Below are 12741 nucleotides of genomic sequence, written 5' to 3'. Positions count from 1 at the left end.
GGTCGGGCGGGCGATTGACGTCTACCTCGCTGCCACGAGACCACGTGGCCGTTCACAAAATCCGCGGCACGAGCCGTCGCGGCGTCCAGACCGCTCATCGAACCCTGCAGACATGCGAGAGAGCCATGATCTCATTCAGACCGATGCTTGAGAGCGAGTATGCTGGATATCTCGCCTATTTCATCCCCGACTATGCCGCGGAGATCGCCGCCAACTACGGGCTTCCGGACGCAGACGCGCTTGCCCAGGCAACCGGCGAAATCGCCGAGGATCTGCCGCAAGGAATCCATACGCCAGGCAATGTCCTGCTGTGCCTGATAGAGAGCGTAAGTGCAGAGCATGTCGGCTATCTCTGGTATCGACCGGACGCGAAGGGCCGCTCCGCCTTCATGAGCGATTTCCATATTTTGCCCGACCACCAGGGAAAAGGCCTTGGCAAGCTCGCCATGGCGGCGCTTGAGGTCGAACTTTCTGCAAAGGGGTTCGAGCAGATCAAACTGCGCGTGGCCGAGGATAACCGGCGTGCCCGGCATGTCTATGAGGCGACAGGGTTTCGCGTCACCGGCACCAATATGAGCAAGACGCTCAAGCCGCTCTAAAACTCAGCGCGTGTATAAACGCCGCACCGGTGGTCGTCATTGGTGATCCTGGGCGGAACTTAAGCGATCCGTCTTCGTTGGTACTTTGCTAGGACAAACGAGGTGCGAACATGGCCAATATCATTCAGCGATCCGTCGAGGACCAAATCTCCGAACTGCGGGCACAGGTTGCCGATCTCGCACGATCGATCTCCGCACGCGCCGGCGAGGCTGCCGGTAGCGCAGCCGATCTGGCGGACGACGCGAGAGGACGGGTGCGCTCGGCCGCGCATGTCGTGCGGGCACAGGGACAAAGCGTTGTCGAAGCGGCAAAGGACAATCCAGGCACCGCGACCACGGTTGTCAGCACGGCGGGGCTGATCGGCTTTGCGATCGGCGTGCTCGTCGGTATTGCCTGCCAAAGCAACGCTCGGTGGCGGTAGCATGGAAAGGCTAAGTGGTTGACCTGCGGGCCAGCCACAGGGTTTGGCCCTGCTCTACTGAGCCGGCATGTTCACCAACAGCGTGCCCGCCACTCCGAGGCCAATCAATATAAAATGTGTGATCTGCATGGTTTCCTGGCGGATGTAGTAGGCAAACCAGGCGCCACCGAGAAGCATGATGAGGCCGAGGGCGATGAAGGCGGCGAGGGCGAGGTTTGCCCAAACGATCGCGGCGCCACCGCCCGACACGCCGAAGAGCGTGCCGATAGACATAACGGCGGCCCAGGCCAAAAGCAGCATAACCGCGACTTCGATCACCAGAACGAAGCTGAAGACCGCGCGATGCCATAGGGCATTCTTGACGCGGCGCGATAACAGCGGCGTGCGGATCGCGGGCTCCTGATCAAACAGCTGCATGCCCATCAGCAAACCGATCGAAAAGACGCCGTTGCGAAAGGCGACAGCGTGAGGACGATTATGGCGAGCCAGAGCGCGAGCCCCGAGAGCAGCACGGCTTTGATCAGAAGAAGCGAGGTCAGCTGGGTCATTTTCGATATCACCATCGGTTGAGGACAGCACGTTCAAGCGCCATACCTTGATGACGATTGGCGGCGGCGCCATGTGACGCCGGCGCGTTTTTTTCTTTCGGCGTTGTTTTTCCCACGAGAACAAAGGCTATCCCCATCTTCAGGAATCCGTTGGGGACCAGCCGGCCGTCGGCGGCTTTTCGGCAATGCAACCGCCCCGCACGCAGCTCAGCGCCTTATTGAGGCCACGAAAGCGGAGGCACCATTCGCTCCGGCGGACCTTTGGTCTATTGCCTTGCGCAGGGATCGAACGAGGGCCTGCGCAAGGCATGATCGGCAAAGGCGCCTCTCTTGAATACCTACCCAGCGCGAACGTTGTCGCAGGCAGCCCCTGCTGCCCACCGCGGATGGTAGAGGCTCTACGGCACGCCGGCGAACGCAACCCCCATCTATCCGGCATCGTCCACTACAGCGCCGCGCGTCTGTTCAGACGCGCAAAGGTCGCTGTAGCACGTTGAGCTACTGCATAATTTTGTCCTTAAATCGATTCCGATTTAAGGAATTATGCAGTAGCGCGCGTCCGGCAGGAATGATCGCGCCTGCCTGCGCGATCGGGCGTTCAGCGGCGGCGCTGGGTCAGCGCCATGCCGGCAAGGATCAGGGCGACACCAAGGACGCTGGCAAGAAGCCCCGCAGACACTCCCTGCAGCAGATCAAGCGCCACTCCCGAGACCATCTGCCCGCCGATCACCAGCAGCGCGGTGTTGACGGCACCGATGCGCGCAACGAGCCAACTGCCGGCAGCGACGAAGACCACACCGATCGAACCACCGAGATAAGCGTGCCAAGGCGCGTCCGCAGCGCCCGCAGGGATCAGTCCGCCAATCGACAGCCCGAGAATGGTCAATGCGCCGAAGCCAACGACATGGTTCCAGAACGATGCGATCAGCGGTGAAGTCGAGAGACTGAGCCGGCCATTGACCTGCCGGCTGATGCCGACCAGCACACCCGCGAGACAGGCGAGAAGGATCGGCAAGGTCATGCGTTCCCCCTGCCGAACAGGATGATGAGCGCGCTGCCGGCGACGATCAGCGCCATGGCAGCCAGATCGCGGCGATCGGGACGGCGCGCCGGCAGGCCGAAGAGCCCCCAGCGGTCGGCCACGATGCTGAACACCACCTGGCCCATGAGCCCCAGTGCAAGGGTACCGGATAGCGCAAGCGGCGAATTGACGGCAAACGAGGTCAACATGACCGTGACCGCGCCGGAAATCCCGCCGAGATAGGCCCAGAGCGGCGCGCGCGGTTTCACGCCTGCATTTCGCGCGCGCCAGGGGAAAAGGACGGCAAGCAGGACAAGCGCCGCCACAGTGCCCGTGCCATGCGCCGCCCAGGACGAAAACAGCGCGTTGCCGTAGCGCCCCAATTCCCCGTTGAAATGAACCATCAGGGTCAAGAGGCCACCCGTGCCAAAGGCAGCCAGGAGATGCAGCGGATTGAGTCGGTGCCCGGAGGGACTGGTCATGAATGGGTGCTCGCAATAGAATCGGTTGGGACGGCAATCATCACTTGCCATTCCTTTTCCCCTAGAGACTCCGGCAGCCGATTGACAGCCTTCGCTTGCTCTCGACCGCCCATCCGGTGACAGACGCCAGATCTCAGTTGCAAGCCGGCCCGTCGATGCATCGAGATCATATCGTCGCCGGGACGGACCGTCCGGGCAACGCTAACGGCAAAATTCTAGGGCCGCCGCCGCCAGGGCGTATCGGCAGAACCGCCCGGCGCAAGCCCGGGCAGCTTGAAGCCTTCAGCGCCCGGGAATCCAGGTGATGAAGCGGACGAGCTTGTCCGTCAGCCCCTTATACGGCGGCGTAATCAAGTCGCTGGGCGCCGGATCGTACTTCCGCAGCACGGACATCGCCTTCGAAAAGGTCAGGAACCCCTCCCTGCCGTGATAGTGGCCCATGCCGCTCGCTCCGACCCCGCCGAAAGGCATGTCGTTGCAGGCAAACTGATAGAGCGTATCGTTGATGCAAACGCCACCGGCAACGATGCGGGCGAGGATCGCCTCGATCTCGGCGGTATCTGCGCTGAAGCAATAGAGCGCTAGCGGCCGGTCGCGGCCGGCCACATAGCCGATCGCCTCTGCCGTGGTGCGATAGCTGATGACCGGCAGGATCGGCCCGAAGATTTCCTCGCGCATGACTGCGCTGTCCCGATCGGGCTCGAGGACCACGGTGGGTTCGAATAGTCGCACCCGTGACGGCGGCGCTTGTTTCATGTCCAAGAGCGAAACCAGCTTGTGTCCACGCGCCTGGGCGTCGGTTACGAGATTGTCGAGGCGGTCGTGTTGGGCCTCGTTGATGATCGACGTGTAGTCCTGATAGCCGTTGCCTACCCCGTAGCGCTCGGCCATGTGCTGCTTCAACAGGGTGACGAAAGCGTCGCGCTTGCTTTCATGAATCAGGACGTAATCCGGCGCGATGCAGGTCTGACCGGCGTTGAAGAACTTGCCTGTTGCGATGCGGTTCGCCGCGCGCCGCAAATCAGCCGTCTCCCCGACAATGGCCGGAGATTTGCCGCCGAGCTCCAGCGTGACCGGGGTCAGGTTCTGCGCGGCAGCCGCCATCACCTTGCGGCCAACGGCGGTGGAGCCGGTGAAGAACAGATGATCGAACGGCAGGGCGGAGAAGGCGGCCGAGAGATCGGCGCCGCTAAGTGTCACCGTCGCGCGCGTATCGGGGAAAACATCGGCGATGAGCGCGCGCAAGAACTCCGACGTGCGCGGCGTATGTTCGGACGGCTTGAGCATGACGTGATTGCCGGCACCGATCGCTGCAACCAGGGGCGCCAACGCCAGATTGACCGGATAGTTCCACGGCGAAATGATCCCGACGACACCGAGCGGAACGAACCGGACTTCTGCCTTTGCTGGCCAGAGCTTCCATCCGGCCGCCCGTCGCTCTGGCTTCATCCAGGCTTTGAGCCTCGCAAGCGTGTGGTCGATCTCCGAAAGGACCACGCTGCCCTCGCCGAGCAGCGTTTCATGGACTGAGCGATGGCCGAAATCGGCGCTGACCGCCTTCGACATGTCATCCAGGCGTTCGCGGAAGAGGCGGCGCAGGCGCTTCAGGTCATCCCGGCGCTGCTCGTAGGATGGATGCTGCTCAAGCCAGGCGGCACGCAGTCGCTCGAAATTCTGCTGCAGCTGAGGCGGATGACTATCGTGCATGCGCATTGCCTTCGGTTGACCGCGCAAAGAGCCATTGTGCCGCGTAGTAGGTGCCCAGCACCCAGATGGCACTATAGGGAATGTCCCAGCGAAACCGCCCGTAGGCAAGCAGCGTGTCGCTTGCCATGAAGAACAAACCACCAAGCGCTGCAAATCGCGCAGCGGACTTCTGCGGTGCTTCACCTGAAAGCTGTCGATCGCGGGAAATGGCCTGTGCGGCCATCGCCGCCAGCGCCAACGCATAGATGACGACGGGAATGCGCATTTCGACAGGCAAGGACGACCACAATCCGGCGATAATGATAAGGCCAACCATGGCGAAGAGGGCGAATATCCTCTTGTCCGCGGCAAAGCGGCTGTCTCGGGTGAGCGCCCAGATGTAGGCGCAATGGGTGAGAAGAAAGCAGACAAGACCGGCAAGGAAGTAATCGCCCGGCAACATCAGAAAGAAGTCGCCTGCCGCCGCGAAGGCAAGCCCGATGACGATCGCCATCCCATAGGCCCGCGACGATGGGGCCATGTTGCGAAGGACGGCCACGAGCAGAAGCACCGTCGCTGTCGGTTTCGTGAGGTAATGCAGCCACCGCCAGCCGGATTCCTCGCCGCCGGCCAGCAGGCTGCCGGCAATGGCGAGAACCGCGCAAACAACAAACAGCGCATAGAGCCATGCGTTGTTTCGTGCGCCCGCGATGCTGCTTTGTCCCATGCCTGCCCCTCGTTTTTCGCGAGCCTCACCGCCACGATTGCCCGATAACGACCGCCGTCGCCGATCCTTAGCCGTTCATTCGAAGGACTGTAATCAAGCGCCGAAGATTGTCCATAGCTGAACAAATAGGAGCACAACGTGCCCCAGCGCATGAGGCTGGGCGGGCCTCGTTTCCGGCATCCGTCTTCATCGGAGAAGCAATCGGGTGGCGGTCGACGATCGTCGCCGCCGGTGAATCTTTTCTATAATTATCACTACATAATTTTGCGTACAGGGTTGCGGGAGGTGATTGAACGATTTATGTAAATCTGACTACAGAAAGGAACACCGTTGGCAATCCGGGGACGACCGCGTGGTTTCGACCGCGATCTTGCGCTTCAAAAGATCATGGAGGTGTTCTGGGCAAAGGGTTACGAAGCCGCCCAGCTCAACGAGCTGACGGCAGCCATCGGCATCACGCCACCGAGCTTCTATGCTGCTTTCGGCTCAAAGGAATCCGCGTTTCGCGAGGCGGTCAACCTCTATGTCGCGAGTGCAGGGTCCGGCCCGATGCACGCGCTCGATGCGGGCGAAACGGCACAACAGGCGATACGCGCGATGCTCCTTGCCAGTATCGACGTCGCGCTTAGGGCACCGCAATCGAGCGGCTGCCTGTTGATCCTCGGCGTGATGAACTGCCAGCCCGAAACCGGCCCGCTCTACGATCTGCTCAAGGGCATGAGGAAAGAAACCGTGGAACGCGTGCGCGCAAGGCTTCGGCGCGGCGTGGCGGACGGCGATCTCCCGCAAACCACCGACATACCGACATTGGCCAGCTATTACGGCGCCATCATGCAAGCAATCTCCATGCAGGCCCGCGATGGCGCGACCCGCCAGGAGCTCGAAGCTCTGGTCGGACCGTCGCTCGCCGCTTTGCAGTGAACACCGACGTTGCGTCGGCCCCAACCGCCTGCCTACGCGGCAGTCTCGACGGATTGAGAGAGAGAATACGATGCAGCCCATTGAAATGACCGTCACCGCCGTACCCACCCGGACCGGAAAGGTCGCCATACCGGCCGAACTCCAGCTGGATGTGGAGCAGTTTCACTATGCGCCCGCGCGCCGCGCCGGCGATTTCGTCTATCTGTCCGGCATCGTTGCCGCAAACGGCGGCACCGAACCGATGGACGCCGAAGGATTTCGTCGCGAACTGCGCCGGGTCTTCACGCTCATCGAACAATTGCTGAGTGCGTGTCAGGCGCGCCTGGAGGACGTTGTCGAACTCCAGATGTTTCATGTGTTCGGCAGTCACCGCCTGGCATTGGACAAGGCCGGACAACTAGCGGCAATCGCCGCCGTGCGGGACGAGTTCTTTGCCGCCCCCTACCCCGCGGCAGTCGAACTTGCCGTTGCCGAACTCAATCCCGACGGTGGCCTGGTCGAGATCAAGGCGACAGCATTCGCCCCCCTGGCGCCGCTTGGTTGATGCGCTTGCCGGTCCATCAAGAGAGGGCACCTTCGCTTTCGGTTATTTGCCGACCAGCGGCGCGCGCAGCCCAGGCGACCGTCTCGGCGATGCCACCGAAGGGGTAGAGATGTAGCATGACCGTGCCGAGATCCCGGCCCGCCATGCCGCCTGCAAGCCGGTTCATGAACCGATCCGGCCCCCCCTTGCTGACGAGATTGGCCAGCGAGAACCCATATTACCCGACGATCGCCGCCGACGAAGCCACACCGAATTGTGCGGCAAACCGCAGCAAACGTTTCACATCGGCAGGCCCAGGCACGCCGATCCGGATCGGCGCGTCGATGCCCCGCGCCCTGACCTGCGCGATCCAATCGACGACCGCATCCGCGTCGAAGCCGAACTGGGTGGTGATCTCCATTGTGCAGCCCCAGGTCTTCAGAAGCTCGATCTTCTGCTCGAGGGCTTCCCACAGGCGTGTTCGGTCGATTCTAGGGTGTCCTTCGGGGTAGCCGGCAATTCCGACACGGACGATGCCGTGGTCCGCGATGATGCCGCCGGCGATGAGTTCGAGCGAGTCCCTATACGGGCCGGCGGGCGAGGACGGATCGCCGCCTACGAGCATGAAACGGGCGGGATGCGCTGCGCTCATCAGGCCGGCGAGCAGTTCGTCCCGGTCCTGCACCGATCTCAGCCGCCGTGACGAAATGATCGGGACGGGCTCGAACCCCCATTGACGGATGCGTGTAGCCGCTTCAATGCGCTGCGAATGGGTCTCGTTTCCGAGGAAGGCGATGTTGATTGGCGTGCCGGCAGGAATCTCGGATCTCGCTGCTTCGATTTGCCCGATATCCTTGCTGGTAATCTCCAGCGAATAGTCGCGAAACAGCGCACTCTCGACATCGTGTTGTGTGAACGCAGTCATGGACATCCTTTGCCGGTGCGACGACGCATGGGTTGCCTCGGGCCAAACGGCGCGAACCGTCGAGCTCAGGCTTCTTGGGGTCTAGGGCTTGGCCCAGTTGAAAGCGGGCGCGGTTTTCTTCGGCGGCTGCACCACCATGCCTCCGCGCATTTCCTTTGCTCCCGGAGCGAGTCCCTCGGGGCATGCGCCAACGAACTTTGCATCGAGCGTCGACGATTGAACGACTGTCTGCCCGCCCAGACCGGGGCTTTCGGTGCGGATGGAAAGTCGGTAGCGCGTCGAAAAATCGCCGTCGAGCGCGACAGAGAGGTCGGCGGCGCCCGCGAAACTGGAATCGCATTTAGCCGCAAGTTTGTAGTTGTCGCCATCGCGCTCAAACGACTGAACGACACATTCGTCCTTGAAATCGGACCAGACATCGCTCTCGACCAGATTGTACAGCGTGTCGTCGACGCACATTTTCCAATCGGCGAATGCGTTGTCTTGCGATGTGACGGTCCAAAGACCTGCCTTTCGCTGCGGCAGATCACCGGCGAACGCAGCGCCGGAAGACAGCAAACCGGCCAGCGATAACCCCAGCGCCGAGACCGGGCAAAGGAAAGCAACCCGCCGACTTTCAGGATCTCGTAATTCGTTGTTTGCAATCATTTTTATCTCAACGCCCTAACCGTTTCCATGCAGTCAGTGGTGATCTACCCGATGGGGGCTGCAGCGTCGATGCGCCAAGCGTCGCAGGTTCTCGGCGCTTCCACAGTCCGAGAAAACAAAAGGCGCAGGCGCCGACCTGTCGCGTGGCACCAGAATCGAAGTTACGTCGGGCGGTGGCGGTGAACGCACAGAACGAACTGTAGGCAGGAATCAAAAGCGCCCGCTCGGGTCCGAGCGGGCGCTTGATGAAATCGTCAATGGTCTCAGGCGCGTTTAGCGGCCGAAGGCAGCCCGGGCAATGGTCGGGATGTCGGCGCGCTCGATGCCGAGGTCGCGCAGTTCGCGCGAGGACATGCGGCCCAGTTCGGAGACCGTCTGCCGGTACTTGCGCCAGTTGTTGAAAGAGCGTGCTACGTTCATGATGATCCCCTTTCCGTGGGCTTTCGAAGCCTAGCTGCCAGTCCTTGGCGCTTCGTTCGCTTCGATGAGGGGAATATAGGCGATAGCCCTCGCTTGCAGCAGCGCTAAGACCTCACTCCACCCCTGCAAGCCGCGCATGGATCATTGTAACCTAAGGCACTGCAGACGCTGGGCAGTTGTGCCACCGAGAACAGCAGCTGTGAGCAACCGCCCCTTGAGAGCGGATTTGCCCAACCCCGGCAATTGGACTTACCGGGGTGGGCCGCTTCATACCTGGTAGAATAGCTGACGCTTTAGGCTCAGCGCATCATCGCGCCGACATTGCCGCCGTCCACCGTGAGGACCGCGCCGGTGCTGGTGCGCGCCTTGGCCAGGTGGACGAACGCGGCGGCAACGTCGCGCGCCGTTACCTCGCGCCGAACCAGGTTTCCGCGCATGTAGCTTTCCGGCGAAATGCCGCGCGCCTGGCTGCGCTCCTCGATCATCTGGTCGGTCATCAGGCCGGTGCGGATGCGGTCGGCGTTGACAGCGTTCGAGGTGATGCCATCAACACCGTGTTCGACGGCATACTGGCGCATCAGCGCCATCAACGCCGCCTTCGACGTTCCGTAAGGACCGAAGTCGGGGCCGGGGTTCACCGCCTGCTTCGAGACGTTGAACACCAGCGCTCCGCCGGTCTTCTGGGATTTCATGATCTTGACTGCGCTGCGGGCGACATAATGGTGCCCCCAGAAGTTGAGCGCGAAGGCCTTTTGGAAGACCTCCTCCGAAACATCGAGCAGGGCGCCCTGGAAGGCAGCACCAGCATTCGAGATTACGATATCGATCCCGCCGAAATGCGTGGCCACGTCGGCGAGCGCAGCATCCACCGCCTCCGGCTTCGTCACATCACAGACGAGGCCGACACCGCCGAGCCGTGCAGCTTCCTTCTTCAGCGCGTCCTCGGCAAGGTCGAGTAGCGCGATCTCGGCGCCCTCGGCGTGCAGAGCCTCGGCAATTGCCAGCCCGAGGCCGCCGGCGCCGCCGGTGATCACGGCGACCTGTCGGCTCAACGGCTTCTCGGCCTGCTTCGTCAGCTTCACTTGCTCGAGCGACCAGTATTCGATGTCGAAGAGATCCTCCTCCGACAAAGCCTCGAAGCTCTCGATGCCTTCGGCATTGCGGATCACTGCGATCGTCGCCTCGGTGACGTCGGCGCCGACGCGGGCGGCCTTCTTCGTCGGGCCGGCGGCAAAGAGGCCGACGCCCGCAACGTAAAAAACACGCGGCATCGGATCGAGCATGCGCTTGATGCCGCCGACGCGCGCGTTGTTGCGCTCGAAATAGGCGCGATACTCGTCCTTGTAGGCGGAGACGGCTTCGCGCACTGTTTCAGCCCAGGCGGCCATGTCGGCGGCAACGGGGGCAGGCAACGCGACGCCGAAGCGCTTGATGTGGATGACATGCTCAGGTGTCGCGTTGCCGCGGTGAACCAGATCGGAAACATTCTCTGCATTGCAGAAGTCGAGAACCGCAGGGCCAGAGCGATGCTCCAGGATGAAGCGGCGGGGGCAACCCTCGACGCCGCTGTCGATCGCGATGGCGCCACGCAGAACCGGCGCGATCTCGGCTGCCGTTGCAAGCGGAGACGCCTGCTCGACCATCGTGAAAGGCCGCGGGTTGCCGCGGGCGATGCGACGCTCGGCCTTGTCGATCGCAGCGATCATCTTTTCATAGGATTCACGCGGGTCTTCCGACCAGGTGAAGATGCCGTGCTTCAAGAGGATCATGCCGTCGGCGCCCGGATTGGCGCGGAACGCCTCGTCGCAGGCCTTGGCGAGATCGAAGCCCGGCATCACGTAGGGAACGATGATCGAGTTGGCAAACAGTTCCCGCACCAGATCCTCGCCATGCGGCTGGTTGGTCAGCGACACGATGGCGTTGGCATGGGTGTGGTCGATGTGCCGAAATGGCAGATTGGCGTGCAGGATCGCTTCGACCGAAGGGTTCGGCGCTGCAGGATCGAGCAGCAGCCGGCGCTGCAGCATCACCATGTCGTCGTCGCTGAGTGTCGGAAACTTGACCATGGCCTGAAGCGGCTCGAGCCTGACGGCAGGCAGGCCCGCAGGCTCGATCGTGCCCATATCCCAGCCGCTGCCCTTCACGCACAGAACGGCAACCTCAGAACCATCCATCTCCGTGAAGGTGGTCTTGACGGAGGTGTTGCCGCCGCCGTGCAGCACGAGCTCCGGGTCCGAGCCCAGAAGCCGGGTCGTGTAGGTGCGGATTGCAAGGTCCCGGTTGACGCCGGCGTTGACATAGGTGTCGACGACACGCGCGAATTCGGTTTCTGACCATCTGGATTTCATGAAAGGCTCCTGTCTTCCCGCGCTTGGCAGCGTTTCCTATGGGGTTTGAAAATGAAGTCTTGTCGCCAGTTGTCCTTGGTCGGCTTGCACGCCAAACGAACGATCGCTCAACACGCGCCGCGCGGACAAAACGGCGACGCTATCCGCCGGCTGGCTGCAAGTGGAGACCTGCGTTCGCGCCATCAGGCCAAGGCTGAATGCCTTGCGGCTTCCGTTCGAGGCAAAGAGCGGGCTGCAGGCGGTTTGCGGGAGCGCGAAAGCCACCACGAAACGCTTCGCCGATTGGTTCGTTTCCAACCCACGTGCACGCGCCTATAGTCGACCATTCCATCTCGGCGTCTCCCAAAACCCTCGTCGAGACAATTGCCACCATGCGGTGTCATGTGTCAACACGCATGGCAAATTTGTTTGACGGCAGACACTTTTTCCGCTTCAGGAGAAGCCATGACAATCCAGGGGAGCAGGTAATGATGGATACGGCGCGGGGAAACCGGGCAGTCGGCGAAGGCATAGTGTTGCCCGCGGAATTCGACGACGGCGTCGTCTGGGCTGCGTGGCTCTATTACGTCGATCAGCTCACCCAGAGCGAAATCGCCAAGATGCTCGGCGTGTCGCGAGCAACGATCGTCAACTACCTCCAGGAAGCGCGCGAGCGTGGCCTGGTCAACATCCGCCTGAACACCGAAGTCGGCTCGCGCACCGGGATCGCACGGCGCCTGAAGGGCAAGTTCGGCCTCGAAGGTGCGCTGGTCATTCCTGCCCTCGACAACAGCGACCTGGTGCAGCGGCTTGGCGAAGCCGGAGCGCGCCTGCTGGCCGATATGGTTCAGCCAGGTGACACGATCGGCGTCGCCTGGGGCCGCACAGTGCTGGCCGTTGCCGACAGCATCTCGCTCCCCGAGCCTGTGGAGGGACTGACGGTCGTGCAGGTGTCTGGAAGCTCGATCGCCAATCCGGATTTCGCGCCTGAATTCTGCACCTCGCTGATGTCGCGCCGCATTCATGCCCGCTGCATCAACCTGCTGGCACCGGCCCTGCTGTCGACGCCCGCCCTGAAGCAGGCACTTCTGGCCGAGCAGGTGCTCGTTAAGCAGTTCGAGCTCATCCACTCGTCGAACATCATCCTCTTCGGCGTCGGAGACATCGGGCCCGAGACCCTGATCCGCTCGGCGAACATCACCGGCCAGGAGGACATCGACGCCTACCAGGCCGGTGGCGCGGTCGGGGTGCTGATCTGCCGCTTCATCGATGCCGAAGGACGGCCCGTCCGCGGCGACCTCGACAACCGCATGGTGGGCATCGAGCTGAACGAGCTGATCCAGGTGCCACGGCGCCTGTGCGTTGCCGGCGGCGCCAGCAAGCTGACGGCGATCCGTGCGACCTTGAAGGGCGGCTACGCCACCCATCTGGTCACCGACATCGCGACGGCGGAGTTGCTGTTGCAGTAGCCCTCTCGCCGCCCGATATCGGA

General features: G+C 62.2%; 15 protein-coding genes. 5 read left to right on the top strand and 10 right to left on the bottom strand.

The annotated features are described in order from the left end of the window. Positions 1-125 precede the first annotated feature (125 nt). On the top strand, positions 126-599 hold the full coding sequence (locus AC244_RS33660) for a GNAT family N-acetyltransferase (RefSeq protein ID WP_053253165.1): 474 nt from the start codon (positions 126-128) through the stop codon (positions 597-599). A gap of 110 nt (positions 600-709) precedes the next feature. Continuing rightward, the gene (locus tag AC244_RS33655) at positions 710-1021 is read left to right on the top strand and encodes a hypothetical protein (RefSeq protein WP_053253164.1); all 312 of its coding nucleotides are present in this window, start codon (positions 710-712) and stop codon (positions 1019-1021) included. A gap of 54 nt (positions 1022-1075) precedes the next feature. Here AC244_RS33655 and AC244_RS33650 read toward each other — a convergent pair whose 3' ends face one another. From AC244_RS33650 to AC244_RS33630, 5 genes are all read right to left on the bottom strand, one after another. Continuing rightward, on the bottom strand, positions 1076-1693 hold the full coding sequence (locus AC244_RS33650) for a DUF2165 family protein (protein ID WP_152976229.1): 618 nt from the start codon (positions 1691-1693) through the stop codon (positions 1076-1078). A gap of 474 nt (positions 1694-2167) precedes the next feature. Beyond that, on the bottom strand, positions 2168-2590 hold the full coding sequence (locus AC244_RS33645; protein WP_053253162.1) for a DMT family transporter: 423 nt from the start codon (positions 2588-2590) through the stop codon (positions 2168-2170). Next, entirely contained in the window at positions 2587-3072 is a 486-nt protein-coding gene (locus tag AC244_RS33640; RefSeq protein ID WP_053253169.1) for a DMT family transporter, read from the bottom strand. The genes AC244_RS33645 and AC244_RS33640 overlap by 4 nt, the downstream gene beginning before the upstream one ends. A 282-nt stretch (positions 3073-3354) precedes the next feature. Continuing rightward, complete coding sequence (locus AC244_RS33635; protein WP_152976228.1) at positions 3355-4785, bottom strand: coniferyl aldehyde dehydrogenase; 1431 nt, start codon at positions 4783-4785, stop codon at positions 3355-3357. Then, a complete protein-coding gene (locus tag AC244_RS33630; RefSeq protein ID WP_053253161.1) occupies positions 4769-5485 on the bottom strand; it encodes a lysoplasmalogenase in 717 nt (238 codons plus the stop codon). Before AC244_RS33630 ends, AC244_RS33635 begins: the two co-directional genes overlap by 17 nt. 330 nt (positions 5486-5815) lie before the next feature. Here AC244_RS33630 and AC244_RS33625 point away from each other — a divergent pair, with 330 nt between their 5' ends. Both AC244_RS33625 and AC244_RS33620 read left to right on the top strand, forming a co-directional pair. Further along, the gene (locus AC244_RS33625) at positions 5816-6406 is read left to right on the top strand and encodes a TetR/AcrR family transcriptional regulator (protein ID WP_234717120.1); all 591 of its coding nucleotides are present in this window, start codon (positions 5816-5818) and stop codon (positions 6404-6406) included. Between the two features lie 70 nt (positions 6407-6476). Further along, positions 6477-6950 (top strand): Rid family hydrolase, encoded by a 474-nt coding sequence (locus AC244_RS33620; RefSeq protein WP_053253160.1) that lies wholly within the window; start codon positions 6477-6479, stop codon positions 6948-6950. A gap of 16 nt (positions 6951-6966) precedes the next feature. On the opposite strand, the gene AC244_RS37800 is transcribed toward AC244_RS33620, so the two are convergent. The 5 genes from AC244_RS37800 to AC244_RS33605 all read right to left on the bottom strand — a co-directional run bounded on the left by AC244_RS37800 (position 6967) and on the right by AC244_RS33605 (position 11270). Beyond that, complete coding sequence (locus tag AC244_RS37800) at positions 6967-7116, bottom strand: hypothetical protein (protein WP_202596157.1); 150 nt, start codon at positions 7114-7116, stop codon at positions 6967-6969. Positions 7117-7167: 51 nt separating this feature from the next. Next, positions 7168-7854, bottom strand: a complete 687-nt coding sequence (locus tag AC244_RS33615; protein ID WP_202596156.1) for a methylenetetrahydrofolate reductase — start codon at positions 7852-7854, stop codon at positions 7168-7170. Between the two features lie 81 nt (positions 7855-7935). After that, on the bottom strand, positions 7936-8502 hold the full coding sequence (locus tag AC244_RS33610) for a DUF3617 domain-containing protein (protein ID WP_053253159.1): 567 nt from the start codon (positions 8500-8502) through the stop codon (positions 7936-7938). Positions 8503-8775: 273 nt separating this feature from the next. Beyond that, complete coding sequence (locus AC244_RS36065) at positions 8776-8922, bottom strand: DUF1127 domain-containing protein (protein WP_082367333.1); 147 nt, start codon at positions 8920-8922, stop codon at positions 8776-8778. Positions 8923-9221: 299 nt separating this feature from the next. Beyond that, positions 9222-11270 carry a bifunctional aldolase/short-chain dehydrogenase gene (locus AC244_RS33605; protein WP_053253158.1) on the bottom strand — a complete coding sequence of 683 codons (2049 nt, stop codon included), beginning with the start codon at positions 11268-11270 and terminating at the stop codon, positions 9222-9224. A 467-nt stretch (positions 11271-11737) separates the two neighbouring features. Between AC244_RS33605 and AC244_RS33595 the strand changes: the two genes are divergently transcribed. Next, positions 11738-12718 carry a sugar-binding transcriptional regulator gene (locus AC244_RS33595; RefSeq protein ID WP_234717119.1) on the top strand — a complete coding sequence of 327 codons (981 nt, stop codon included), beginning with the start codon at positions 11738-11740 and terminating at the stop codon, positions 12716-12718. The last annotated feature ends 23 nt before the right edge of the window (positions 12719-12741 follow it).

The organism is Ensifer adhaerens (genome assembly GCF_001270265.1).
GTDB classification, from domain to species: Bacteria; Pseudomonadota; Alphaproteobacteria; order Rhizobiales; family Rhizobiaceae; genus Ensifer; species Ensifer adhaerens_B.
Note: the sequence above shows the minus strand (reverse complement) of the source record. Positions and strands in the feature narration are given on the sequence as shown.

Bases quoted from the DNA above. Each gene is read 5' to 3' on its own strand.
- AC244_RS33630 (WP_053253161.1), bottom strand. From the start codon at position 5,485: ATGGGACAAAGCAGCATCGCGGGCGCACGAAACAACGCATGGCTCTAT.
- AC244_RS33645 (WP_053253162.1), bottom strand. From the start codon at position 2,590: ATGACCTTGCCGATCCTTCTCGCCTGTCTCGCGGGTGTGCTGGTCGGC.
- AC244_RS37800 (WP_202596157.1), bottom strand. From the start codon at position 7,116: ATGAACCGGCTTGCAGGCGGCATGGCGGGCCGGGATCTCGGCACGGTC.
- AC244_RS33640 (WP_053253169.1), bottom strand. From the start codon at position 3,072: ATGACCAGTCCCTCCGGGCACCGACTCAATCCGCTGCATCTCCTGGCT.
- AC244_RS33655 (WP_053253164.1), top strand. From the start codon at position 710: ATGGCCAATATCATTCAGCGATCCGTCGAGGACCAAATCTCCGAACTG.
- AC244_RS33635 (WP_152976228.1), bottom strand. From the start codon at position 4,785: ATGCGCATGCACGATAGTCATCCGCCTCAGCTGCAGCAGAATTTCGAG.
- AC244_RS33605 (WP_053253158.1), bottom strand. From the start codon at position 11,270: ATGAAATCCAGATGGTCAGAAACCGAATTCGCGCGTGTCGTCGACACC.
- AC244_RS33615 (WP_202596156.1), bottom strand. From the start codon at position 7,854: ATGACTGCGTTCACACAACACGATGTCGAGAGTGCGCTGTTTCGCGAC.
- AC244_RS36065 (WP_082367333.1), bottom strand. From the start codon at position 8,922: ATGAACGTAGCACGCTCTTTCAACAACTGGCGCAAGTACCGGCAGACG.
- AC244_RS33620 (WP_053253160.1), top strand. From the start codon at position 6,477: ATGCAGCCCATTGAAATGACCGTCACCGCCGTACCCACCCGGACCGGA.
- AC244_RS33610 (WP_053253159.1), bottom strand. From the start codon at position 8,502: ATGATTGCAAACAACGAATTACGAGATCCTGAAAGTCGGCGGGTTGCT.
- AC244_RS33660 (WP_053253165.1), top strand. From the start codon at position 126: ATGATCTCATTCAGACCGATGCTTGAGAGCGAGTATGCTGGATATCTC.
- AC244_RS33595 (WP_234717119.1), top strand. From the start codon at position 11,738: ATGATGGATACGGCGCGGGGAAACCGGGCAGTCGGCGAAGGCATAGTG.